The following is a 24552-nucleotide window of genomic DNA, read 5'->3' on the forward strand; positions in this document are numbered from 1 at the left end:
CCCGCGGCCGCCGGAGCCCCGGACCGGGCCAAGCCGGGGCCGAGTGGCCGTGGCCGCCACGGGGGCGCGGTCACGGCCGGGGGAATGGCCTGGCCCCCTTCTGCCCGGCCCGGCAGGCGTCTAACACCCTGCGGCAAAGAAAACTCTCGGTGAGTTAAAAATAACCTTGCGGCTGTTTGCCCCGCTCGGCGCGGCGTAGGCGGTTCGTAACGCCTTTCGCATTACATGTCCATTATGTCCACTCGCCTACCCTGGGCGGCATGGGACAGTGGCGAGCCCCCGGCGGCATCCTGGTGGAGGCGATCATCCTCGATGATCGTCCACTGCTGCGCGTCTCCCACCGCGTCAACGGCCGGACGTACCTGCGCGGCTACTGCAAGACGGTGTCCGAACTGGACGAACACGGTGTAGACCTCGGCGAACTGGTGGAAGACACCTCGCTTGACCATTTGTAGACCCCGGCCCGCCACTGTCGATCAACCCCCCGGGGTACGGCATGATCCATGGTGGGGCTGCCGGCCTACGCGCCGATGATGGCCCAGCTGGGCACCCTGACCTCCGTCCAGGGCGAGGGCTGGGCCGTGGAGATGAAGTGGGACGGCGTACGCGCCCTCGCCTACGTCGAGGGCGGCTCGGTCCGCCTGATGTCCCGTAACAACAAGGACATCACCCCCGCCTACCCCGAGCTGCAGCTCATGGCCGGCTCCACCGGCCGGCACGCGGCCGTGATCGACGGCGAGATCGTCGCCTTCGACGAGACCGGACGCCCCAGCTTCGCCGCCCTCCAGCCCCGCATGCACCAGCGCAACCCCGCCACCGTCGCCGAGCTCACCCGGGCGGTGCCGGTGACGTTCATGGCCTTCGACATCCTGCACCTCGACGCCGACAGCGTGATCGGCCGCCCCTACCGCGAGCGCCGCGAGCTCCTGGAGGACACCCTGCGCCCCGGCTTCCGCTGGGAGGTGCCCGTGTGGTTCGCCGACCACGCCGACCGCGCCTTCGACTCCTCCCGCCAGCTCGGGCTCGAAGGGATCGTCTGCAAGCGGCTCGGCTCCCCCTACCGGCCCGGCCGGCGCAGCGGCGAATGGACCAAGGTCAAGAACGTCAGCGCCGCCGAGGTCGTCATCGGCGGCTGGCACCCCGGCGGCGGACGACGGTCCGGCATGATCGGCTCGCTGCTGCTCGGCGCCTACGACCCGCGCGGCCGCCTGCTCTACGTCGGGCACGTCGGCACCGGCTTCACCCAGCAGATGCTGCGCGACCTCCAGGACCTCCTCACGCCCCTGGAACGCCCCGGCCCGCCCTTCGACGAGCCCGTCCCGCGCGAGCACGCCCGCCACGCGCACTGGGTCGAGCCCCGCGTCGTCGGCGAGGTCCAGTACGCCGAGGTCACCGGCGACGGCCGGCTGCGCCACCCCTCCTGGCGCGGCCTGCGCCCCGACCGCGAACCCGGCGAGGCGAGCACCGCCGAGTTCCTCGCCCCGGGGGACGCCGCGGCTGGCTGACCGGGCGCGACACGTCCCGCTTGGGCACGGTAAGTGATGAAGTCATGACTTACAGTGATCGGAATCGCTTCGGACCGCCCAGGGGGACATCGTGTCGAAGACTCTGGTCACCACGCTGGCCGCGCTCGCCGGCGTCTCACTCACCACCGCGCTCACCACCGCGCCCGCCACGGCCCTCGTCACCGCGCCCGCCACCGCCGAACCGCCCCCGCTCAAGGCCGCCACCGCGCAGCGCCCCGCGCAGAGGCCCGCCCAGCGCCCTGTGCAGAGCCGGGACCGCAGTCCCGGCGCCGCGTCGTCGCCGCTCATGCGCCCGGGACGCGCCGCCCGCTACTGGACGCCCGGCAAACAGGCCAAGGCCAAGGCCGTCGCCCTCCCGCCCAGCACGACCGGCCACGACACGGCCGCCCACAACACGGCCGCCCAGAGCACCGCCACCCAGAGCACCGCCGACCACGGCGCCGCCCAGAACAGCGCCGTCCAGAGCAGTGCGGCCGAGCGGCGCAGCGTGCCCGGCGCCAAACGGCTCACCCCCGGCGGCGACGCCAACGGCTACGCCCCCGTGCGCCGGCCGTACACCGCCGACGGCAACAGCCGCGCCACCGGACGCCTGTTCTTCGTCAACGCCACCGGCCGCGACGACTCCTGCAGCGCCTCCGTCGTCCGCTCGGCCAGCAGGCTGCTGGTCATCACCGCCGCCCACTGCGTCTACAGCAGCCCCGACGGCTCCACGTCCGGCACCTGGCACACCAACTTCGCCTTCGTCCCCGCCTACGACGGCCGCGCCGCCACCGCCGCGCAGCGCGAGCCGTACGGCAGATGGGGCGGACGGCGCGCCTGGAAGCCCGACGCCTACACCGGACGCACCGGCGGCGACTGGAACTCCGTCTACGACGTCGCGCTCGTCGAGGTCGGCGGCCGGAACCGCACCCTGCAGGACACCGTCGGCGCCTTCACCCCCCTGCGCAACGAGGGCGGCCGCTTCACCATCGCCACCTCCGGCTACCCCGGCGTGCTCGGCCGCCGGCCCTACGACGGCCGCGACCAGCTCTGGTGCCTCGGCCGCACCCAGCAGGCCCGCGGCGAGAACACCGCCGGCGACATGCTCGCCGCCCGGCTGGCCGGCGCCGGCGACCCGGCCGGACGGATGGAGACCTACAACTGCCACCTGGCCAAGGGCCACAGCGGCGGGCCATGGGTCGTCCGCGGCAGCGACGACCTGGTCGGCGTGCTGTCGGCGGGCAAGGAGGACGGCGAGCCCGACGGCAACTCCGTCGCCACCGCGCTCAACGCGGAAGGCTACGGCGCGATCGTCCGCCAGGCCGACCCCAAAGGCGTCTACGACTCACTCTCCCTCGACGCCGCCGGCCCCGGCGCGCCCGTCCGCCGCGGCGGCGCCGCCACCGTCACCGCGACCGTCACCATGCGCGGGCTCATGGCCGCCGCCCAGGTGCCCGTCACCCTCACGCTCCCGACCGGCGCCACCCTGACCTCCGTCGACGGCGCCACCTGCCGCCACGGCGACCACCGGGCCGAATGCGTGATCGACGTCATCCACCCCGGCCGGCCGGTCCGCATCTCCGCCAAGCTCTCCGTCGGCCGCGACGCGGACGCCGCCCTGCCGGTCACCATGCACGTCACCTCCACCCGCCTCGACCCCGCCCAGCGCGACAACTCCGCCGTCCTGCGCCTGCGCACCGCCGCCGGCTAGGGCTAGGCAGCGGCCGGCGCCGGCTCCCGCAACGTCCGCGCCAGCAGCCAGGCCAGCACCGGGAAGACGATCAGGCAGGCCAGCGCCGTCCTGAGCGAGGCGGCCTCGGCGACCGCGCCCACCAGCGGGCTGGTCAGGCCGCCCACGCTCACCGCCAGCCCCAGCGTGACGCCGCTCGCCGTGCCCACCCGGTTCGGCAGCAGATCCTGCCCCAGGGTCACGTGCAGGGAGAACGGGACGTACAGGGCGACCGACGACGCCGCGACGAAGACGTAGACCAGCGGGCCCGGCGCCAGCACCACCCCGGCCACCGCGGGCACCGCCGCCGCGTACGCCGCCCGCATCGCCGGCACCCGCCCCCACCGGGCCGCCAGCCGGGCGCCCAGCACCGTGCCCGCCGCCCCGCCCGCGAACAGCACGAACAACGCCACCGCGCCCGCCGCGCCGCCGCCCACGTACAGGGCCACGAACGCGCTCAGACCGACGTACACCACCGACCGGAAGACGATCACCGACGTCAGCCGGGCGAACCCCGGCCAGTCGTCACGGCCCGCCACCCGCACCGCCGGACGCGCCCCGCCCCGGCCGCCCGCCAGGGCCCGCACGGCCGGGAGCGTCAGCACCGCCCCCAGCACCGCAGGCACGGCCAGCAGCGGCGAGGCCCCCAGCCCCCACGCCGACAACAGCGGCGTCACCAGCACCGGCGCCGAGGCGAACCCCAGTGTCCCGCCCAAGGAGAACCAGCTCATCCGCACATGACCGCCCTCGCTGGCGATCCTGGCCAGCCGCGCCGACTCCGGATGGTAGGCCGCCACCCCCAGCCCCGACACCGCCGCCGCCAGCCACGTCACCGCGTACGACCCCGTCACCCCGGCGCACGCCACCCCCGCCCCCGCCACCACCATGGCCGACGGGATCAGCCACGGCATCCGCCACCGGTCCGTCAGCAGCCCGAAGACCGGCTGCACGACAGACGACGACAACGTGGCCGCCAGCACGATCCCCGACACCGCCACGTAGCCGTACCCCCGCCCGGACACCAGGAACGGCACCAACGCGGGCACCGCGCCCTGGTAGAAGTCCACGCACGCGTGCCCCGCCGCCAGCGACCGGATCCTGTTCACGCCACCGATGATGTCCCCGGCCCGACCTGGCCTGCTTCCGATAAAATGCCAATCTATGCCGAATATCCGCCACACCCCCGTGGCGCCCACCGGCCGCCGCCCCCTGGCCCCCGGCACGGGCATCGACGCCCACCGGCACGACACCCACCAGATCGCCTACGCCTGCGCCGGCATGCTCTCCGTCACCACCGACGCCGGCACCTGGGTCGCCCCCGCCAACCGCGCCATCTGGGTGCCCGCCGGCACCGTGCACGAACACCGCGCCCACGGCAGCACCGACCTGCGCCTGGTCGGGCTCACCGACAATCCGCTCGGCCTCGACCGGCCCGCCGTGCTCGCCGTCGGCCCGCTGCTGCGCGAGCTCGTCATGGCCTACACCGACGACGACGCCCCCGTGGGCGAGGAGCGCGAACGCCTGCTCGCCGTCCTGCTCGACCGGCTCAGACGCGCCCCCGAACAGCCCTTCCACGTGCCCGCCGCGCGCGACCCGCGCCTGGCCGCCGTCTGCGCCGCCCTGCACGACGACCCCGCCGACGGACGCACCCTGGCCACCCTCGCCGCCCTGGCGGGCACCAGCGAGCGCACGCTCGCCCGGCTGTGCCGCCGCGAGCTCGGCATGAGCTTCCCCCAGTGGCGCACCCAGCTCCGCCTGCACCAGGCGCTGCTGCTGCTGGCCGACGGCCTGCCGGTGACCGTGGTCGCCCATCGCTGCGGTTGGGCCTCGGCCAGCGCGTTCATCGACGTCTTCCGGCGGGCGCTCGGGTACACGCCGGGCCGCGCCTTTACAATGTAGATTCGCTACACTTGTCAGACGTGAGCAAAACGAAAGGCAAGGGCGGCGGCACCCCGGCCACCATGGCGCTGACCAAGGCCAAGGCCGACTTCACGCTCCACCCCTACGACCACGACCCGAGCGCCCAGGCCTACGGCGAGGAGGCCGCCGACGCGCTCGGCGTGCCCTACGACCGCATCTTCAAGACGCTGGTCGCCGAGACCGAGAGCGGCCTCGCGGTGGCGGTCGTGCCGGTGTCGGGCAAGCTCGACCTCAAGGCCCTGGCCTCGGCGCTGGGCGGCAAGCGGGCCGCCATGGCCGAGGCGGCCAAGGTCGAGCGGGTGACCGGCTACGTGGTGGGCGGCATCAGCCCGCTCGGCCAGCGCAAGCAGCTTCCCACCGTGGTCGACTCCTCGGCGCTCGACCACGAGACGATCTACTTCTCGGCCGGCCGGCGCGGGCTCCAGATCGAGACCGCCCCCGACAACCTGATCACCCTCACCCGCGCGGTCACCGCCCCCATCGGCAAGGCGGGCTGAGCGTCCCGACGGGCGGCTACCGGGAGCGGTGGCGCGGCCGGCGGAACGACGGGTCGGGCGGGCCCTGCCCGAGCAGCCACTCGAACAGCCGCCGGTGATGCCGGAAGAACGCGCGCTCGCCCTGCCGCCGGTTCTTCTTCTTGTCCTCCTCCTGCGCCTCGGCCTCCTTCAGGCCGGGCGTGAACCCGCCGCCGAACCGGCCCATGTCCGGCCCGGGGAAGCCCCTCGGCTCGGTGTGGTCCAGGGCTTGCTGCATCGACTCGACCCAGATCGGGCCGGGCAGCGACGCCCCCTGCACGGCGCCGTAGTACTGGTCGCCGATCTGCACGCCCTGCAGCGGGTAGCGGTAGGAGCCCCGGATGTCGCCGAGGCTCACCGCCGCCGCCAGGTCCGGCGTGTACCCGGCGAACCAGGCCGAGGTGTAGCCGTTGTTGGTGCCGGTCTTGCCGGCGGCCGGGCGGCCGATGCTCTGCCCCTGCATGGTGCCCTTGTCGAACACCCCGGACAGCACGTGGTTGACGGCGTCGGCGACCGGCCGTTCCATCACCTGCTCGCAGGACGGCGGCACGTGCGCGCGCCGGCCGCTGCGGTCGGTGATCTCCACGATCGCCAGCGGCCGGCAGTGCAAGCCGCGCGCCGCGAACGTGGCGAAGGCCCCCGCGACCGTCACCGGGTCCATCTCGTTGACGCCCAGCGTGAACGTCGGCACCTCGCGCAGCGGCCGGCCGTCGGCCCGCACCGCCCCGAGGGCCCTGGCCGTCTTGACCACGTTGCAGAGCCCGACCTTGCGCTCCAGCATCATGTAGAAGATGTTCACCGACTTCCAGGTGCCGGTCTCGATGCTGTGCGGGCCGCCCGAGCCCTCGCCGCTGGCGTTGAGTATGCGCGTGCCGGGGTCGTTGACCGGCCGGCCGGCGCAGTTGCGGTAGCCCTGCGCGGGCACCAGCTCCCCCGGCGTCTGGAAGCCGTCGCCGAACCGCCAGCCCTGCTGCAACGCCGTGGCCAGGGTGAAGACCTTGAACGTCGAGCCCGCCTGGAAGCCCTGGCCGCCGCCGTGCGCCACGTCGGCGGGCAGGTTGAAGGTGGTCCGCGGGCCGTTCTTCTTGTTGCCGCGGTTGCGGCCGAACTCCTTGCTGGCCGCCATCGCCCTGATCCGGCCGGTGCCGGGCTCGACCATGGCCTCCGCGGCGACCTCGGTGTCCTCCGGCGAGACGTGCCGCCGGATCGCGCGCTCGGCCGCGCGCTGCGCGACCGGGTCCAGGCCGGTCCTGATCACCAGGCCGCCCCTCGCCATCCTGACCCGCCGCTCGGCCGGGGTGTTGCCGAACGCCGGGTTCGACAACATCTCGTTCTGGACGTACAGGCAGTAGTAGGGGTACGCGCTCTGCCCGCAGCCGCCCGGCTCGGGCTTCAGCCGCAGGGCCAGCGGCGTGCTCTTGGCGGCGCTCGCCTGGGCCTGCGTGATCAGCTTGAGCCCGGCCATCCGGTCCAGCACGAGGTCGCGCCGCTCCTTCAGCCGCGCCTGGTGCGAGCGGCCGAGCGAGGGGTCGGTCGAGTACGGCATCCGCACCGCCCCCGCCAGCGTGGCCGCCTGGGTCAGCGTCAGCTTGGAGGCGGTGGTGGAGAAGAAGCGCCGGGCCGCCGCCTCCACGCCGTGGGCGCCGGCGCCGAAGTAGGCGATGTTGAGGTAGCGCTCAAGGATCTCGTCCTTGCGGTACTTGTGTTCCAGGGCCATCGCGTACCGCAGTTCGGTGATCTTGCGGGCCAGGTTGGGGGCGCGCGCCTTGTCCCGTTCCGCATCGGTGCGAGCGCTCTCGACCAGGATGTTCTTGACGAGCTGCTGCGTCAGCGACGAGCCGCCCTGCCGGATGCCGCCCGCCTGCGTGTTGGTGAGCAGCGCCCGCAACGTGCCCCGGACGTCGAGGCCGCCGTGCTCGTAGAAGCGGGCGTCCTCGATGGCCACGATGGCCTTGCGCATCAGCGGCGCCACGGCCCCGAGCGGCACGGCCGTCCTGTTGGCCTCGTAGAACTGGGCGAACTGCCTGCCGTCCTTGTCCAGCAGCCTGGTCACCTGCGCCAGGGGCTCCTCGCGGGGCGCGGGCGGCAGGTCGACGAAGGTGTCGGCGACGTTCTTGGCGGCCAGGCCGCCGCCGCTCACCACGGGAACGGCCAGTGCCGCCGCCAGCACCCCGCCGAGCGCCCCCGCCATGGCGAGGCCACCGATGGATCTGAGTACGGTCACGCAGATGATCTGCAACCAGCAGATCATCGGCAAACGCCCACTTCCCCGGTCTTTACCGTTCTCTTCGGATGTTCAGACCAAGCGAGGCGAACTGCTCGTACGGCCGGTGGTAGCCCCGCTCGATGTGGTGCACGCCGCGCAGCGTGGACGTCCCGTCGGCCACCGCCGCGGCCAGCACGGCCGAGAACCCGGCCCTGATGTCGGGCAGCGTCACGTCGGCGCCCCTGAGCTTGGAGACGCCGCGCACCACGGCCGAGTGCCGGGCGTTGGTGTCGTGGTAACGGCAGGCCGGCCCGCCCAGGCACTGGTCGAACACCTCGATCTCGCAGCCCATCCGCTGCAGCGCGGGCACGTAGACCAGGCGGTTCTCGAAGACCGTCTCGTGCAGCACCGACATGCCCTGGCTCTGCGTGAACAGCACCATGAGCGGCGTCTGCCAGTCGGTCATGAAGCCGGGGTGGGTGTCGGTCTGCACGGCCGCCGAGCGCAGCCCCTCGGGCGGGGCGGTGGCGCACAGGTACTCGTCGTTGATGTCGAACCGGGCGCCCATCCTGGCCAGCGTGGTGATCGCGGTGACCAGGCGGTCCTGGGGGCAGCCGTGCACGCGCACCTCTCCCCCGGTGACCAGCCCGGCCGCCAGGTAGGAGAACGCCTCGATGCGGTCGCCGGTCAGCCAGGTGGAGGCGCCGCGCAGGTGGTCGACGCCCTCGATGACGATCCGGCGGTCGGGCGACAGCTCGATCCGGGCGCCCATGCGCTGCAGGAACAGCGCCAGCTCCACCACCTCGGGCTCCATGGCGGCGTTCTTCAGCACGGTCTTGCCCTCGGCCAGCACCGCCGACATGAGGATCGTCTCCGTCGCCCCCACGCTCGGGTACGGCAGTTCGAGCCGGGCCCCGTTGAGCCGCTTGGCCTTGGCCGAGATGCCGGTGTCGCCCACCTCCACCTCGGCCCCCATCGAGCGCAACGCCTCCACGTGGAAGTTCACCGGCCGCCGCCCGATCGGGTCGCCGCCGACCAGCGGCACGAACGCCTCCCCCGCCAGGTGCAGCAACGGCCCGAGCATGAGGATGGGGATGCGGTTGAGCCCGGTGAACGCGTCGGGCACCCGCGGCCTGATCTCCGCCCCGCGCTCGATGCGGATCTCGGAACCGGCGATCTCGACGTGGATGCCGAGCGCCTCCAGCATCGCCGCGGTGATGCCCACCTCGCCCACGTCGGGGGCGTTGTGGATGCTGCTCTCGCCGTTGCCCAGCATGGCGGCGACCATGTGCTTGGACACACCGTTCTTGGAGCCCCGTACGACGACGTCCCCGCGGAGGGGGCCGGAGGGCTCGATCAACCAGACCTCTTCTGCAATCACGAAGCGAGCCTAACCGGGAGATACCATCGAGCTGGTTCGGATGCAGTTGTGAGGGGGAATGGCGTGACGAGGGAAGTACGCGCTTTTGCGGTAACTGTCCTCATACTCGCCACTCTCGGGGTCGCCGCTGGGCTCAGCTGGTCCGCGATCTCGCCGCGAGCTCCCTACCAGGTGACCGAGCACGGCCTGGTGCTGGCCGACCTCACCACGCAGGCGCTGATCGCGGCCGACGGCTGGTTCGCGGTGATCACGGGCGCGCTGGGGCTGCTCTGCGGCGGTCTGGCGTGGTTCGCCGGGCGGCGCTGGATGCTGGCGGTGCTGCTCGGGCTGTGCGCGGGCGGGGTGGCGGGCAGCTTCCTCACCTTGTGGGCCGGGTCCACGTTCACGGTCGGCGCGGTGGTGGTGGAGGCCGCGGCCGAGCCCGGGGTGCGGATCGTCCCCGGGGCGCTGAAGCTGACCGCCGAGGGGGTGCTGGTGGCCTGGCCGCTGCTCGCGGTCGGCCTGTTCGGCCTCCTGGAGGGCATGCACGGCTACCGCGAGTCGCCGTTGCGGCACCCGTACGGCATCGAGCCCTAGACCGGCGGGCGGCGCAGGCCGTGGCCGGTGGCCTGCTCGAACGCGCGGGCCACGCGCAGCACCCTGGCGTCGGCGAACGGCCGCCCGACGATCTGCACCCCGACCGGCAGCCCCTCGGGCGTGAACCCGGCCGGCACCGAGGCCGCCGGCGCGTGCAGCACGCTGATCCAGTACGCCGAACGCATCCAGGCCAGGTAGTCGGGCAGCCGCTCGCCGTTGATCTCGCTCACGTGCGGCTGCTCCACCGGGAACGGCGGCACCTGGCTGACCGGCGCGAGCAGCACGTCGTAGTCGTCGAAGAAGCCGGCCATGCGCTGGTAGAGGCCGCTGCGCAGCCGTTCGGCGCGGGCCAGGTCGGCGCCGGTGACCGTGCGTCCCCGCTCGACGTTCCAGCTCGTGTTGGGGCCGAGGCCGGTCAGGTCGCCGAAGGACAGGGCGTAGTACCAGGCGCGGTAGATCCGGAAGGCGTCCTCGGCGTCGGACAGGTCGAGCGCGACCTGCTCGACGTGCGCCCCCAGCTCCTCGAACACGGCCGGCGCCGTCGCGGTCACCGCGGCCGTGCGCGGGTCGACCGGCAGCCCGCCCAGGTCGGGGCTCCACGCCACCCGCAGCCCGCGCACCCCCTGCTCGGGCTCGGGCGCGAACTCCTCCTTGATCGCGAACGGCGACCGGGCGTCGAACCCGGCGACGGCCCCGAGCATCAGCGTGAGGTCGTCGACCGTGCGCGCCATCGGCCCCGGCACCGCCAGCGTGTACCAGGCGGCCGTGTCGGAGGGATCGGGGACGCGGCCCGGCGTGGGGCGCAGGCCCACGACGTTGCAGAACGAGGCGGGGTTGCGCAGCGAGCCGCCCATGTCGGAGCCGTCGGCCAGCGGGACCATGCCGGTGGCCAGGGCCGCCGCGGCCCCGCCGCTGCTGCCGCCGGCCGACCTGGCCAGGTCGTAGGGGTTCCTGGTGGCGCCGAACACCTCGTTGACGGTGTGCGAGCCGGTGCCGAACTCGGGCGTGTTGGTCTTGCCGATCGTGATCGCCCCGGCGGCACGCAGGCGGCGCACGATCAGGTCGTCCTTGTCGGGGACGTTCCGCGCGAACAGCGGCGAACCGTACGTGGTGCGGATGCCCGCGGTGTCCACCAGGTCCTTGTGGGCCACCGGGACGCCGTGCAGCGGCCCCTCGGGCTCGGCCGCGTCGGCCGCCCTGGCCGCCTCCAGCGCCCGCTCGGCCACCAGCGTCACGATGGCGTTGACCTGGGGGTTGACCTGCTCGATGCGGTCGAGGTGGGCCTGGAGCAGCTCCACGGCGCTCACCTGCCCGGCCCTGATCAGGCGGGCCATCTCGGTCGCGGTCAGGTAGTGCAGTTCGCTCACCCTGCGATCCTGCCCCACCCGCGCGCCGGGACACGACGGCGACCTTTGCCCACCTCCCCCGCCCGCCTTGGCACCCGCTCACAAGCCGGTCCGGCGAGCCCCGGCGCGGTCAGGCGCCCAGGCGGGCCGGGGCGGCGAGGCTCCGGAGGGTCAGGCGCCCAGGCAGGCCGGGCCGAGGAGTTGCTTGAGGTCGCCCATCAGCGCCGGTGACGGCGACACCCGCAGGCGGTCGTCGACCCGCATGACGGTCGTCTTCGGCCCGTTGTGCACCTGGAGGTGCACCTCCGAGGTGCCCGGATGCGTGGTGAGGATCTCCTTCAGCCGCCCGACCACCGGCGGCGTGCACCGGGTCAGCGGCAGGCTCACCAGCAGCGGCCCGCCCGCCTCCTGGGTGAGGTCGGGCGCGGTCACCTCCATGGCGATGACCTTCGCGACGTCCTCCCGCTTGTCGATGCGCCCCTTGACGAAGACGATCGCGTCCTCGGCCAGGATCGTCGAGCACAGCTGGTACGCCGACGGGAAGATCATCACCTCGATCGCGCCTTCGAGGTCCTCGAGCTGGGTGAGCACCCACGTGTCACCCTTCTTGGTGACCTTGCGCTGCACCCCGCTCAGGATGCCGCCCAGCGTCACGACGTGCCCGTCGGCCCGGCTCTCGTCCTGGACGGCGGCGATCGAGCAGTCGGCCCCCGCGGCCAGGATGTGCTCCACGCCGAACAGCGGGTGGTCGGAGACGTAGAGGCCGAGCATCTCCCGCTCGAACTGCAGCAGCGTGTTCTTGTCCCACTCCCCGGGCGGGATCTGCACGTCGAAGGTCTGGTCCTCGCCGCCGTCGATCGCGCCGAACAGGGAGTCCTGGCCGATGGCCTCGTTCTTCTTGATGTCGATGATCGCGTCGACGGCCTGCTCGTGCACCATGACCAGGCCCTTGCGCACGTGGCCGAGCGAGTCGAAGGCCCCGGCCTTGACCAGCGACTCGATCACGCGCTTGTTGCACACGATCGCGGGCACCTTGCGCAGGAAGTCCTTGAAGTCGGCGAAGCGGCCCTTGGACTTGCGCGCCGAGATGATGCCGTCGACGACGTTGCCGCCGACGTTGCGCACCGCCGACAGGCCGAAGCGGATGTCGGTGCCGCGCGGGGTGAAGTCGAAGTCGGAGTCGTTGACGTCGGGCGGGAACACCTTGATGCCCATGCGGCGGCACTCGTTGAGGTAGAGGGCCGACTTGTCCTTGTCGTCCTTGACGCTCGACAGCAGCGCCGCCATGTACGCGGCCGGGTGGTTGGCCTTGAGGTAGGCCGTCCAGTAGGAGACCAGGCCGTAGGCCGCCGAGTGGGCCTTGTTGAAGGCGTAGTCGGAGAAGGGCAGCAGGATGTCCCAGAGCGTCTTGACGGCGTCGGCCGAGTAGCCGTTGTCCTTCATGCCGCTCTCGAAGGACTCGAACTGTTTGTCCAGCTCGGCCTTCTTCTTCTTGCCCATCGCCCGGCGCAGCAGGTCGGCTTTGCCGAGCGAGAACCCGGCGACCTTCTGCGCGATGGCCATGACCTGCTCCTGATAGACGATCAGGCCGTAGGTCGTGTCGAGGATCTCGGCCAGCGACTCCTTGAACTCGGGATGGATCGGGGTGATCTCCTGCTGGCCGTTCTTGCGCAGGGCGTAGTTGGTGTGGGAGTTGGCGCCCATCGGGCCGGGACGGTAGAGGGCGCCGACGGCCGAGATGTCCTCGAAGTTGTCGGGCTTCATCAGCCGCAGCAGCGAGCGCATGCCGCCGCCGTCGAGCTGGAACACGCCCAGCGTGTCGCCCCTGCCCAGCAGCTCGTACGTCTTCCGGTCGTCGAGCGGCAGCTTCAGCAGGTCGATCTGCTCGCCGGTGGTGGACTCGATCATCTTCAGGCAGTCGTCGATGATCGTGAGGTTGCGCAGGCCCAGGAAGTCCATCTTCAGCAGGCCGAGCGTCTCGCAGGTCGGGTAGTCGAACTGCGTGATGATCGCGCCGTCGGAGTCGCGGCGCATGATCGGGATGTGGTCGGTGATCACCTCGCGGGACATGATCACGCCGGCGGCGTGCACGCCCGTCTGCCTGATCAGGCCCTCCAGGCCCTTGCCGAGGTCCATCGTCGCCTTGACGTCGACGTCTTCCTCGTAGAGCCGGCGCAGCTCGCCGGCCTCGTTGTAGCGCGGGTGGTCCTTGTCGAAGATGCCCGACAGCGGGATGTCCTTGCCCATCACGGCCGGCGGGAACGCCTTGGACACCTTGTCGCCCAGCGCGTAGGGATAGCCCAGGACGCGACCGGCGTCCTTGATGGCGGCCTTCGCCTTGATGGTGCCGAACGTGGCGATCATGGCGACCTTGTCGGCGCCCCACTTCTCGGTCACGTAGCGGATCACGTCGCCGCGCCTGCGCTCGTCGAAGTCGATGTCGACGTCGGGCATGGAGACGCGGTCGGGGTTGAGGAAGCGCTCGAAGATCAGGCCGTGCGGGAGCGGGTCGAGGTCGGTGATGCCCATCGCGTACGCCACCAGCGAGCCGGCCGCCGAGCCACGGCCCGGGCCGACCGGGATGCCGTTCTGCTTGGCCCACATGATGAAGTCGGCGACCACGAGGAAGTAGCTCGGGAAGCCCATCTGCTCGATGATGCCGATCTCGTACTCGGCCTGCCGCTTGTGCTCGTCGTCGTAGCCCTCGGGCCAGCGGCGGTCCATGCCCTCCCAGACGGTCTTGCGGAAGAACTCGCTCTCCGTCAGGCCGTCGGGGATGGGATAGGTGGGCATGAGGTTCTTGAACTCGAAGAACCCGGTCGGATCGACCTTCTCGGCCACCAGGAGCGTGTTGCGGCAGCCCTCGGCCCACAGGTCGGAGGAGTCGACGGCGCGCATCTCGTCGGCGGTCTTGATGTAGTAGCCGGAGCCGTCGAAGCGGAAGCGGTCGGGGTCGGACAGCTGCTTGCCGGTCTGGATGCACAGGAGGGCGTCGTGGGAGGCGGCGTCGGACTCGTAGGTGTAGTGGGAGTCGTTGGTCACCAGCGGCGGGATGGCGAGCTCTTTGCTGATGCGGGTCAGGCCGTCGCGGACCCGGCGCTCGATGTCGAGGCCGTGGTCCATGATCTCCAGGAAGAAATTGTCCTTGCCGAAGATTTCCTGATATTTCGCGGCGGCCTTGAGCGCCTCGTCGTACTGGCCGAGCCGCAGCCTCGTCTGCACCTCGCCCGACGGGCAGCCGGTGGTGGCCATCAGGCCGTCGGCGTGCTCGGCCAGGATCTCGGCGTCCATGCGGGCCCACTTGCGCACGAAGCCCTCGGTGTAGGCGCGCGAGCTGAGCTTCATCAGGTTGTGCAGGCCGGTCTTGTTGCGCGCCCAGATCGTCATGTGGGTGTAGTAGCCACCCGCCGAGACGTCGTCCTTCTTCTGGTGCGGCTCGCCCCACAGCACGGGCTTCTTGTTGTGCCGCAGCTCCGGCGCGACGTAGGCCTCGATGCCGATGATCGGCTTGATGCCGGCGCCCGTGGCCTGCCTGTAGAAGTCGTACGCGCCGTGCATGTTGCCGTGGTCGGTGATCGCGATGGCGGGCATGCCCAGGTCGCCGACCTGTTTGAACATCTGCTTGAGCCGGGCGGCCCCGTCGAGCATGGAGTATTCGGTGTGCACATGCAGATGGACGAACGAGTCGCTGGACGACATGGAGCGGCGCCTCCCCGGGTCTGGATGCGATGGTGCGCTCCGACTCTAGTGGGCCGGACCGACATCCCGGAGCCGCCTCGCGCGCCCCGCGGGACCGGCGCGCCGGAAGCCTCGCGGCCACCGGCCTCGATATCGTCTCCCTCACGCAAAGTAATGAAGGAGACACCGGGTGCGCACGCAGTCCGACGAGGGGTACAGCCACGCGCTGGGCAACCGCCAGATCCAGATGATCGCGATCGGCGGCGCGATCGGGGTCGGCCTCTTCCTCGGCGCGGGCGGCCGCCTGGCCGCCACCGGGCCCGCGCTCGTGCTCTCCTACGCCACCGCCGGGCTGGCCGCCTTCTTCGTCATGCGGGCGCTCGGCGAGCTGGTGCTCTACCGTCCGGCCTCGGGCTCCTTCGTCGAGTACGCGGGCGAGTTCATCGGCCCGTGGGCGGCCTTCGCCAGCGGCTGGATGTACTGGGTCAACTGGGCCTTCACCGGCATCGCCGAACTGACCGCCATCGCCGCGTACGTCCACTACTGGGCCGGCGGCTTCCCCCAGTGGCTGACCGCGCTGCTCGCGCTGGGGTTCGTGCTGGTGGTCAACCTGCTGTCGGTCCGCCTGTTCGGCGAGCTGGAGTTCTGGTTCGCGATGCTGAAGGTGCTGGCCATCGTGATCTTCCTGGTGGTCGCGCTGGTGCTGGTGGTCTTCACCGTCGGCGACGCCGGGCCGCGCAACCTGGTCGCGCACGGCGGCTTCTTCCCCACCGGCTTCCCGCTGGTCCTGATGAGCCTGCAGTCGGTGGTGTTCGCCTACGCCTCGATCGAGCTGGTCGGCATCACCGCCGGCGAGACCGCCCGGCCGCACGAGGTCATGCCGCGGGCGATCAACGGCGTGATCTGGCGCATCGCGATCTTCTACGTGGGCTCGGTGCTGCTGCTGGCGATGGTCCTGCCCTGGACGGCCTACAGCGCCGGCACCTCGCCGTTCGTCACGTTCTTCGCCGGGCTCGGGGTGCCCTGGGCGGCCGACGCCATGAACCTCGTGGTGATCACGGCCGCGCTCTCGTCCTGCAACTCGGGCCTGTACGCCACCGGCCGCATCCTGCGGTCGATGGCCACCAAGCGGGAGGCCCCCGCCTTCGCCGCCGCGCTCAGCTCCCGGCACGTGCCGATCGGCGGGATCGTGTTCACCGCGGCCATGTTCCTCGGCGGCGTGGCGCTGTTCTACTACCTGCCCGAGCGCGCCTTCAACATCGCCACGGCGGTCGCCTCGCTGGGGGTGATCACCACGTGGGGGGTGCTGGTCTACTGCCAGACCCGGCTGCGCGCCACCGGGCACCGCTCGGCGTTCCCGATGCCGGGCTCGCCGTACACCAACTGGCTGACGCTCGGGTTCCTGGTGCTGGTGATCCTGCTGATGCCGTTCGCCGACCGCGATCAGCGGGTGGCCTTCTTCCTCATCCCGGCCCTGGTCGCGGGCATCGCGCTCGGCTGGCTGGTGGTACGCCGCCGCCGCCGGACGCGGGAGGCCGCGCGGGAGGCGGGTTAGTCTCGTCCGGGCAGGAGTCGCCGCTCGGGGGAGGCCACACTGGACAAGCTGGACGACACACTCGATCCCGCGCTCGGCCGGGCGGCGACCGCCGTCCCCGCCACCGAGCCACCGGACACCACCGGGCCCGAGCCCGCCACCGTGTCCGCCACCATGCCCCTCACCGTGCCCCTCACCGTGTCCGCCGCCGAGCCCGACACCGGGCCCGTCACTGAGCCCGACACCGGGCCGTCCGGCGTGCCCGCCGTCGAGCCGCCGGCGCCGGTCGGGGTCGGGGCGGAGCGGCGGGGGCGGGGGCGGCAGGGGTGGCGGGTCGCGGCGGCGGCAGCGGCGGTGGGTGCCGCGCTCGCGCTGATCGGCGTGCCGCTGGGCGTCTACCCGAAGCTCGCCTGCGCCGTGCTCTCCCCCGGCTGCGGGCCGCTCCAGGAGCCGCGCGGCGACCTGCCGCGGCTGACCCGGCTGACGCCCGTCCAGGCCGCGCTGAGCGGCACGTACGTCGCGCTCGGCGACTCCTACTCCTCCGGCGAGGGCGTCTACGAGCAGGACGCCGGCCCGGTCAACGACGGCGCCGACCGCTGCCACCGCGCCCGCGGCTCCTACGTCCCGCTGGTGGCGAAGGCGCACCCGTTCACCGGCGGCAGCGCCTTCTACGCCTGCAGCGGCGCCACCACCCGCCAGCTCCTGTCCGGCCAGTACGGCCAGCGGCCCCAGATCACCCGGGTCGGCCCGTCGGCCAGCCTGGTGACCCTGAGCATCGGCGGCAACGACGCCGGGTTCACCGACGTCCTGACCGGGTGCATCGTCAAGCTGCCCTGGTCGTCGGCCTGCGTCGACCAGGACGCCACGGTCGCCCGGCGCATCGCCGAGCTGCGGCCCAGCCTGACCAGGGTGCTCGGCGAACTGCGCGCCCGCGCGCCGGGGGCCCGGGTCATCGTCCTCGGCTATCCCAGGCCGTTCCCCGCCTCGCCCGTCCGCACGGTCGACAACCTGAGCGTGGCCGACCAGCGGTGGCTCAACACCGTCACGCGCAAGCTCAACGACACGGTGGGCGCCGTCACGGCCGAGCACGACCGCGGCCTGGCCGGCCTCGGCGCCCCCGGCAGCGTCGAGTACGTCGACGCCTACGAGGCGTTCACGGGCCACGAGGCCGGCACGCCGCAGCCGTACCTCAACAGCCTGGCCGTGGACATGGACCCGCTGACCGTCAACGCCCGCAGCTTCCACCCCACCGGCGACGGCTACCGCCGCTTCGCCGAGCTGATCAACCAGCAGATCGCCACCGGCCCCGGCCGCCCGCTGCACAACTACCGCCTCACCACCCCCTGAGCCGCGAGCAGGCGGGTGGCCTGCCCACGACTCAGGCGTGACTCAGAGACGGCCCGCCGCAGCTCAGCGCCGACCAAGAGGCGGCCCTGAGCCGCGAGCGGGCGGGTGGCTTGCCCACGGCTCAGGCGTGGCCTGCCCGCGGCGCAGAGACGGCTCGGCGGTCGCCAAGAGGCGGCCCGCCCGCGGCCCGCCCGCGGCTCAGGGGTGGCTCGGTTATGGGCTCAGCGGCGGGCGCGTTCCTCGGCCAGGTGGAGGCCCGCCTCGATGACGGCGTTCATCACCGCCGCCAGCCGCTCCTCCCCCAGCTGAGGCGCCCGCGTCGCCATCCTCGCCACCAGCGCCCGCTCCCGCGCCAGATCGCGCCCCGCGAACCCGCCCACCGGCTTGAGCCGCTGAACGACGCCCGCCAGGGCGGCGCGCCGCTCCAGGAGGGTGGCCAGCGCCGCGTCGACCCGGTCGATCGCCTCCCGGCACTCGGCCAGCGTCGCCGGCGACTCGGGCCGCAACAACGCGCCGACCAGCGTCACGGCCTCCTCGGCCGCCCGCACGTCCGCAGCCTCGTCCGCCCGCCCGGACGCGCCCGAGCCACCGGAGCCGCCGGGACCGGCGACCACGAGGCCGTCGGCGCCCGCCGCCACGGCCGCCGCCGCCAGCCCCGGGTCGCGCGAGACGTCGGCCAGCACCGGACGCCCCGACGCGGCCCGCGCCGCCCGCAGCACCCCGAGGTCGAGCCGGCCCCCCTCGCACAGGACCACCTGGTCGTTCCCCTCGGCCGCGCAGTAGCCGGCCAGGCCCACCCATTCCTCCACCGACGCCGACGGCCGCCGCTCGACCACCACCGGCAGCCCGAGCCCGGCCGCGGCCCGCACCAGCGGGATGTCGCGCGTCCACGTGGCCCCCACCACCACGGCGTCGGCCAGCGCCGCGATCGCCGGCAGGTCGGCCGCCGAGTACGGCTCCACCAGCGTGGCCCGCTCCCCCAGCGCCTCACGCGCGTCGACCTGCCCCCGATGCGGGCGCAGGCTCACCCGCCCGCCGATCACCACGGCCGGGCCGTGCCCCACGCGCAGCCCGCCGATCGTCACCATGTGCCGCTCCAAGGTCGATGTCATCTCGACTCCCCACTCGGGCCGGCCCAGCGAAGCCGGCAGGAAAACCAAAAAGGCAGAGACGGGGCGTCTCTGCCTTGTGCCGACTCCAGGTGGTCGCTAGCTGACGACCGGCCCTCCCGGAGCCGGCTCGGTAAAGGTGTAGCGACAAGTCATGTCTGAAACCTTACACCCGCCTCCACCTGCTGGACGTTCCTTCTCATATGGCGGACTGACCTTCCGGCGAGTCGCCGATGATCCCTCGCTATGGGAGTATTTCTTGGCCGAGAGGGAGGGTTTGAGGCCGTTGATGTCGGATCGCAAGCAGGACGGACGCCGCATCGCCGGCCGGTACGAGCTGCTGGAGCCCATCGGCAAGGGCGGCATGGGCATCGTCTGGCGCGCCCACGACGAGCTCCTCGACCGCACCGTCGCCATCAAGGAAGTCCGCTACGCCGCTGCCCTGGGCGACGAGGTGCAGCTGCTCAACCGGCGCACGATGCGCGAGGCGCGGGCCGCGGCCAGGTTCGAGCACCCCAACGTGATCGTCGTCCACGACGTGATCGAGGAGGACGGCCGGCCCTGGATCGTCATGCAGCTGGTCCAGTCGCGCTCCCTGGGGGCGGTGATCAAGCAGGAGGGGCCGCTGCCGCCCGAGCGGGTGGCCGAGATCGGCGTCGCCGTGCTCGACGCGCTGCACCGGGCGCACGAGGCCGGGGTGCTCCACCGCGACGTCAAGCCCGAGAACGTGCTGCTGGCCGACGACGGCAGGGTCGTGCTGACCGACTTCGGCATCGCCACGCTGGAGACCGAGACGCAGCTCACCGTGACGGGCCTGGCGGGCACCCCCGCGTTCATCGCGCCCGAGCGGCTCAAGGGGCTGCCCGCGCGCCGTGAGTCCGACCTGTGGTCGCTGGGCGCGACGCTCTACACGGCCGTGGAGGGCCGCTCGCCGCACGAGCGCGGCATGGCGCTGGCCACGATGCACGCCGTCCTGACCGACGAGCCCGACCCCGCGCCGCACGCCGGGCCGCTGGCCGGGGTGATCAGCGGGCTGCTGGTCAAGGAGCCGGTGCAGCGCCTGACGTACGAGGAGGCCGCGCGGATGCTGCGCGAGGCCGCCACCGCGTCGAGCCCGGCGGAGACCAGGCGCTTCCCCAGCCGGAAGTTGCGCGCCGCCGTCCCCGCCCCGGACCCCGTCGAGGACGAGGACGACACCCCGACCGACCCCGACCTGCCCGTCCCCCCGCCCAGGCCCGCGCCCCGGACCACGCCCAGGCCCGCGCCCACGCCGAGGAGCAGGGCCGCCGGCACGCCGCCGCCCGTCGGGACCGGCGGGCGGATCCCGCCCTCGACCGGGGACTCCGCGCTCCCCGACGCGCCCACCGGCGAGCCCACGGTGAGCAGCCGCCGGCAGGGCCGCAAGTTCGGGCCGATCGCGCTGGCCGCCGCGGCGGTCGTGCTGGTCGCCGGGGTCGGCGGCTATCTCGGCCTGAGGTCGGCCCCCGACGACCACTCGTCCAGGCCGCCGCAGGCCAGGCAGTCGGCCAAGGCCCACACCTCGTCCTCCGCGCCCACCGCGTCCACGTCGGGCACCGAGTCGAAGCCGCCGGCCACGAGCACGCCCTCGTCCTCGCCGTCCTCCTCGCCCTCGGCCACGCCGGACAAGACCGAGGACGCCGACCCGCTGCCCAGCGGCTGGAAGATGTACAAGGACAAGGAGCTCGGCTTCTCCATCGGGCTGCCCAAGGGCTGGGACGTCTGGGACCGCGGCGGCCGGCAGGTCAAGTTCAAGGGCCCCGGCGCGGCATCGAACGCCTACCTGATGATCGAGGAGGCGGCCAAGCCCGGCAAGGACCCGTACAAGGACTGGAAGAAGCAGGAGCCGTCGCTCAAGCACAACTTCGGCGGCTACAAGAAGATCGGCATCAAGAAGGTCGACTACATGAAGGCCGCCGCCGACTGGGACTTCACCTGGAACACCAACACGGGCAAGACCCGGGTGCGCGACCGCGGCTTCATCACCGAGAACGGGAGGGCGTACGCCATCTACTGGCACACCCTCAACAGCCACTGGAAGAAGGACTACCACTTCTTCGAGGGCTTCAGCGCGACCTTCAAACCAGCAAAGTAGGCTTCCCTGCGTGGAAAGGCAGGTCAGCAACCGGTATCGCCTCATCGAGCCCCTCGGGGAGGGCGGCATGGGGGTGGTCTGGCGTGCCTACGACGAGCTGCTCGACCGTACGGTGGCGATCAAGGAGGTCCGCTACACGGGCGTGGGCGACGCCAAGCGGGCCGACCTCAACCGCAGGACCATCAGGGAGGCCAGGGCGGCCGGCCGCCTCGACCACCCGTCGGTGATCGTCATCCACGACGTCGTCGAGGAGGACGGCCGGCCGTGGATCGTCATGCAGCTCGTCCGGTCCCGTTCGCTGGCCGAGGTGATCGGCGAGCGCGGGCCGCTGCCGGCGGCGCTGGTGGCGATGGTCGGCGGCCGGGTGCTCGACGCGCTGCGGGCCGCCCACGCCACCGGGGTGCTCCATCGTGACGTGAAGCCCGAGAACGTGCTGCTGGCCGACGACGGCAGGGTCGTGCTGACCGACTTCGGCATCGCCGCGCTGGAGGCCGAGTCGGGGCTGACGGCGACCGGCGGGCTGGTGGGCACCCCGGCGTACATGCCGCCGGAGCGGCTCAACGGCGAGGCCGCCCGTCCGGAGTCCGACCTGTGGTCGCTGGGGGCCACCCTGTACGCGGCGGTGGAGGGGCGGCCGCCGTTCAAGCGCGACTCGTGGGCCGCCACGGTGGCGGCCGTGCTGCGCGACGAGCCGGAGCCGCCCGTGCGGGCGGGGGCGTTGCAGCCGGTCATCATGGGGCTGCTGCGGCGCGACCCGGCGGCCAGGATGCCGGCCGGCGAGGCCGCGCGCCTGCTCCACCAGGTGGCGACCGGGCAACCGCTGCTGGCCGACCAGACCCCCATGTGGTCGGCCCCCTTCCCGGCCCCGGGGCCCGCCGCCCCCGGTCCGTCCCCCCAAGGCCCGTACCCCCAGAACCCGGCCCCGCACGGCCCGCACGCCACGCCCAGCGGCCCTTACCCCGCGCCGCAGGGATCGCCGCCCGTCACCGGCGACGCGCGGCCGCCGCACCGGACGGTCCCGGGAGACCCGCGGCGGCGCGGCCGGACGATGTGGATCGCGGTGCCCGCCACGGTGGCCGTCCTGGCGCTCCTGGGCGGCGGCGGCGTGCTGCTCTACGACCAGTTGTCAGGGTCCGCCACGCCCACCCCGACGGCCGGCGCCCAGCCGCCCGCCACCGGCGACCCCACCCCCGACCCCTCGACGCCGCCGTCGAAGTCCCCGACGCCCGAGCCGAGCCCCCAGCCGACCAAGAAACCCACCGGCGAGCCGACCCCCACGGCCCCGGCGGTGCCCGCCGGCTGGCGCCCCCTCACCAGCGCCGCCGGCCGCTTCTCCATGGCCGTCCCCAAGACCTGGACGGCCGCCAAGAACCCGACCAGGGACAGCATCCGCCTGTCCGGCCCCGGCACCCCCGGCGCGATGATCGTGGAGTGGACCGTCCCCGACATCCCGTGGAAGGACCCGCAACAGCACTGGCTCGGCCTGGAGAAGGAGATCAAGGCCAAGGGCGAGTTCGACCACTACACCCGGATCGGCATCACCCCCACCGAATACCTCGGCCTGCGCGCCTCCGACTGGGAGTTCACCCAGATGCGCAAGGGCCAGCTCATCCACGTGATCAACCGCGGCTTCCACACCGCGGCCGGCCGCCCGTACGCCCTGTACTGGGAGACCCTCGACTCCCGCTGGGCCGCCGACCGGCACTGGTTCGACACCTTCGTCAAGACCTTCCGCCCGGAATGACGCCGGAGCACGACGGCGCGCGGGAACGGGCCCGCTTCTGGCGGCATCCGGCGGTTCCCGAGACCGACCTGCTCAAGGCCCGCTACGTCACCCACCGCTTCTCCCGGCACGTCCACGACGGGTACGCCATCGGGCTGATCGTGGCGGGCGTGGAGGAGTTCGACTACCGCGGCACCCTGCACCGGGCGGGCGCGGGCGAGCTGGTGCTGGTCAACCCGGACTCGGTGCACACCGGTCAGGCGGGCACGCCGGGCGGGTGGGCGTACCGGATGCTGTATCCGTCGGTCGAGGCGCTGGCCGGGATCGCGGCCGAGCTCGACGCGCCCCTGGCCACCCCGTACTTCCCCCACCAGGTGGTGCGCGACCCGGAGGTGGCGACCCTGCTCGGGCGGGCGCACCAGGCGGCCGAGCGCGGCGACGCGCTGGCCGCCTCCACGCTGTCGCGCACGCTGTTCGCCAAGCTGCTGAGCAGGCACGCCGCGCCCAGGCCGGACGCGAGCCCGCCGGGCGCGGGCCGGCAGGCGGTGCGCGAGGCGATGGCCCTGCTGCACGAGAGCCTGCTCGACCCGCCGACGCTGGAGGCGCTGGCGGCGGCGGTGGGGGTGCGGCCGTTCCCGCTGCTGCGCGCGTTCAAGGCCGTGACGGGCCTGCCGCCGCACGCCTACCTCACCTCGCTGCGCGTGCGGCAGGCCCGCCGGCTGCTCCTTGAGGGGGTACGCCCGGCGCAGGTGGCGGCGGACGTCGGCTTCACCGACCAGGCCCACCTGAACCGCCACTTCAAGCGCGTCGTGGGCGTCCCACCCGCCGCCTACCAAAAGGCCGCAGGAACGTACAAGACCGGATATTTGCCCAGTTCATAAGCTGTTTCCCATGGAAACGACAACTCGCCGTTCCGCCGCGGTGCGTGACGGCCTCGGTGTGGGACTGGCCGTGGGGTTGTCCGGTCTCGCGTTCGGCGCGGCGGCGATCACCGCCGGGCTCAGCGTGCCCCAGGCGTGCGTGCTGAGCCTGCTGGCCTTCACCGGCGCCTCGCAGTTCGCGCTGGCCGGGGCGATCGGCGCGGGCGGCGACCTGACGGCCGCGGCCGCGGGCGCGCTGCTGCTCGGCGGCCGCAACACCCTCTACGGCCTGCGCCTGGCCGACCTGCTGAACGTCCGCGGCCCGCGCCGGCTGCTGGCCGCCCACGGCGTGATCGACGAGACCACCGCCGTCACGCTGGCCCAGCCGGACGAGCCGTCGGCGCGCACCGGCTTCCTCGCCACCTTCGCCAGCCTGTACGTCGCCTGGAACCTCACCACCCTGGCCGGCGCGGTCGGCACGTCCTTCCTGGGCGACCCGCGGGTGCTCGGGCTCGACGCCGTGGGCCCGGCCACGTTCCTGGCCATCCTGTGGCCGCGGCTGGCCGCCAGCGGGCGGCTGCGGGTGCTGGCGGTGGCCGGGGCGGCGGTCGCGCTGGCGGCCAGCCCGTTCTTCCCGCCGGGCGTGCCGGTGCTGCTGTCGGCGGTCGCGGTGCTGGTGGTGATGGTGCGATGACGGTCTGGTGGGCGATCGTCGCGGTCTGCCTCGGCTGCTACGCGCTCAAGCTGGCCGGGCTGGCCGCGCCGCGCCGGGTGCTGGACCATCCGGCGGTGCGCAGGTTCGCCGAACTGGTGCCCGTGGCGTTGCTGTCGGCGCTGATCGCGGTGCAGATGTTCACCGAGCAGGGCCGGCCCGCGTTCGACCCGGCGCGGACGGCGGGGCTGGTGGCGGCCGTGGTCGCCCTGGTGCTGCGGGCGCCGTTCCTGGTGATCCTGGCGGCGGCGGCCGTCGTCACCGCGCTTGCCCGGATGTTTCTTGGGTAGTCGCCGTG

Annotated in this window: 19 protein-coding genes; 13 read left to right on the forward strand and 6 right to left on the reverse strand. The window is 72.8% G+C overall.

What is annotated here, in order from left to right; translation table 11 throughout:
- Nucleotides 1-260: 260 nt before the first annotated feature.
- The 3 genes from ACIBK9_RS29435 to ACIBK9_RS29445 all read left to right on the forward strand — a co-directional run bounded on the left by ACIBK9_RS29435 (nucleotide 261) and on the right by ACIBK9_RS29445 (nucleotide 3216).
- Nucleotides 261-455: a hypothetical protein gene (locus tag ACIBK9_RS29435; protein ID WP_387666495.1), complete on the forward strand. Its 195-nt coding sequence runs from the start codon at nucleotides 261-263 to the stop codon at nucleotides 453-455.
- 48 nt (nucleotides 456-503) lie between these two features.
- Nucleotides 504-1505 (forward strand): non-homologous end-joining DNA ligase, encoded by a 1002-nt coding sequence (gene ligD / locus ACIBK9_RS29440; RefSeq protein ID WP_352358387.1) that lies wholly within the window; start codon nucleotides 504-506, stop codon nucleotides 1503-1505.
- A 91-nt stretch (nucleotides 1506-1596) separates the two neighbouring features.
- A complete protein-coding gene (locus ACIBK9_RS29445) occupies nucleotides 1597-3216 on the forward strand; it encodes a trypsin-like peptidase domain-containing protein (protein ID WP_397162134.1) in 1620 nt (539 codons plus the stop codon).
- Between the two features lie 2 nt (nucleotides 3217-3218).
- Here the strand turns inward: ACIBK9_RS29445 and ACIBK9_RS29450 are convergent, their stop codons facing one another.
- Nucleotides 3219-4340, reverse strand: coding sequence for an MFS transporter (locus tag ACIBK9_RS29450; protein ID WP_397162135.1), 1122 nt, complete (start codon nucleotides 4338-4340; stop codon nucleotides 3219-3221).
- Nucleotides 4341-4395: 55 nt separating this feature from the next.
- On the opposite strand from ACIBK9_RS29450, the gene ACIBK9_RS29455 reads away from it, so the two are divergent.
- Both ACIBK9_RS29455 and ybaK read left to right on the forward strand, forming a co-directional pair.
- On the forward strand, nucleotides 4396-5133 hold the full coding sequence (locus ACIBK9_RS29455; protein ID WP_387666485.1) for a helix-turn-helix domain-containing protein: 738 nt from the start codon (nucleotides 4396-4398) through the stop codon (nucleotides 5131-5133).
- A gap of 62 nt (nucleotides 5134-5195) precedes the next feature.
- Nucleotides 5196-5651 carry a Cys-tRNA(Pro) deacylase gene (gene ybaK / locus ACIBK9_RS29460; protein WP_358294295.1) on the forward strand — a complete coding sequence of 152 codons (456 nt, stop codon included), beginning with the start codon at nucleotides 5196-5198 and terminating at the stop codon, nucleotides 5649-5651.
- A 16-nt stretch (nucleotides 5652-5667) separates the two neighbouring features.
- Here ybaK and ACIBK9_RS29465 read toward each other — a convergent pair whose 3' ends face one another.
- Nucleotides 5668-7893 carry a transglycosylase domain-containing protein gene (locus tag ACIBK9_RS29465; protein WP_397162136.1) on the reverse strand — a complete coding sequence of 742 codons (2226 nt, stop codon included), beginning with the start codon at nucleotides 7891-7893 and terminating at the stop codon, nucleotides 5668-5670.
- A gap of 52 nt (nucleotides 7894-7945) precedes the next feature.
- A complete protein-coding gene (gene murA, locus ACIBK9_RS29470; protein WP_397162137.1) occupies nucleotides 7946-9256 on the reverse strand; it encodes a UDP-N-acetylglucosamine 1-carboxyvinyltransferase in 1311 nt (436 codons plus the stop codon).
- A gap of 171 nt (nucleotides 9257-9427) precedes the next feature.
- Between murA and ACIBK9_RS29475 the strand changes: the two genes are divergently transcribed.
- Nucleotides 9428-9832: a hypothetical protein gene (locus tag ACIBK9_RS29475; protein WP_397162138.1), complete on the forward strand. Its 405-nt coding sequence runs from the start codon at nucleotides 9428-9430 to the stop codon at nucleotides 9830-9832.
- On the opposite strand, the gene ACIBK9_RS29480 is transcribed toward ACIBK9_RS29475, so the two are convergent.
- Both ACIBK9_RS29480 and dnaE read right to left on the reverse strand, forming a co-directional pair.
- Nucleotides 9829-11199: an amidase gene (locus tag ACIBK9_RS29480; protein ID WP_397162139.1), complete on the reverse strand. Its 1371-nt coding sequence runs from the start codon at nucleotides 11197-11199 to the stop codon at nucleotides 9829-9831. The genes ACIBK9_RS29475 and ACIBK9_RS29480 overlap by 4 nt on opposite strands.
- Nucleotides 11200-11349: 150 nt before the next feature.
- Nucleotides 11350-14877 carry a DNA polymerase III subunit alpha gene (gene dnaE / locus ACIBK9_RS29485; RefSeq protein ID WP_397162140.1) on the reverse strand — a complete coding sequence of 1176 codons (3528 nt, stop codon included), beginning with the start codon at nucleotides 14875-14877 and terminating at the stop codon, nucleotides 11350-11352.
- A gap of 169 nt (nucleotides 14878-15046) precedes the next feature.
- Here dnaE and ACIBK9_RS29490 point away from each other — a divergent pair, with 169 nt between their 5' ends.
- Nucleotides 15047-16411 (forward strand): amino acid permease, encoded by a 1365-nt coding sequence (locus ACIBK9_RS29490; protein ID WP_397162141.1) that lies wholly within the window; start codon nucleotides 15047-15049, stop codon nucleotides 16409-16411.
- A gap of 153 nt (nucleotides 16412-16564) precedes the next feature.
- Nucleotides 16565-17737 (forward strand): SGNH/GDSL hydrolase family protein, encoded by a 1173-nt coding sequence (locus tag ACIBK9_RS29495; RefSeq protein ID WP_397162142.1) that lies wholly within the window; start codon nucleotides 16565-16567, stop codon nucleotides 17735-17737.
- 221 nt (nucleotides 17738-17958) lie between these two features.
- On the opposite strand, the gene ACIBK9_RS29500 is transcribed toward ACIBK9_RS29495, so the two are convergent.
- Nucleotides 17959-18849: a chorismate mutase gene (locus tag ACIBK9_RS29500; protein WP_397162143.1), complete on the reverse strand. Its 891-nt coding sequence runs from the start codon at nucleotides 18847-18849 to the stop codon at nucleotides 17959-17961.
- Between the two features lie 286 nt (nucleotides 18850-19135).
- Here ACIBK9_RS29500 and ACIBK9_RS29505 point away from each other — a divergent pair, with 286 nt between their 5' ends.
- From ACIBK9_RS29505 to ACIBK9_RS29525, 5 genes are read left to right on the forward strand one after another with little or no spacing between them, the layout of a single operon-like run.
- On the forward strand, nucleotides 19136-20959 hold the full coding sequence (locus tag ACIBK9_RS29505) for a serine/threonine-protein kinase (RefSeq protein WP_397162144.1): 1824 nt from the start codon (nucleotides 19136-19138) through the stop codon (nucleotides 20957-20959).
- A 10-nt stretch (nucleotides 20960-20969) separates the two neighbouring features.
- Nucleotides 20970-22703, forward strand: a complete 1734-nt coding sequence (locus ACIBK9_RS29510) for a protein kinase (RefSeq protein WP_397162145.1) — start codon at nucleotides 20970-20972, stop codon at nucleotides 22701-22703.
- On the forward strand, nucleotides 22700-23563 hold the full coding sequence (locus tag ACIBK9_RS29515; RefSeq protein WP_397162146.1) for an AraC family ligand binding domain-containing protein: 864 nt from the start codon (nucleotides 22700-22702) through the stop codon (nucleotides 23561-23563). Before ACIBK9_RS29510 ends, ACIBK9_RS29515 begins: the two co-directional genes overlap by 4 nt.
- 10 nt (nucleotides 23564-23573) lie before the next feature.
- Nucleotides 23574-24236, forward strand: a complete 663-nt coding sequence (locus ACIBK9_RS29520; RefSeq protein WP_397162147.1) for an AzlC family ABC transporter permease — start codon at nucleotides 23574-23576, stop codon at nucleotides 24234-24236.
- On the forward strand, nucleotides 24233-24544 hold the full coding sequence (locus ACIBK9_RS29525) for an AzlD domain-containing protein (protein WP_358293921.1): 312 nt from the start codon (nucleotides 24233-24235) through the stop codon (nucleotides 24542-24544). Before ACIBK9_RS29520 ends, ACIBK9_RS29525 begins: the two co-directional genes overlap by 4 nt.
- Nucleotides 24545-24552: the final 8 nt, after the last annotated feature.

Origin of the sequence: Nonomuraea sp. NPDC050227 (genome assembly GCF_044459705.1) — a bacterium.
Classification (GTDB): Bacteria; Actinomycetota; Actinomycetes; order Streptosporangiales; family Streptosporangiaceae; genus Nonomuraea.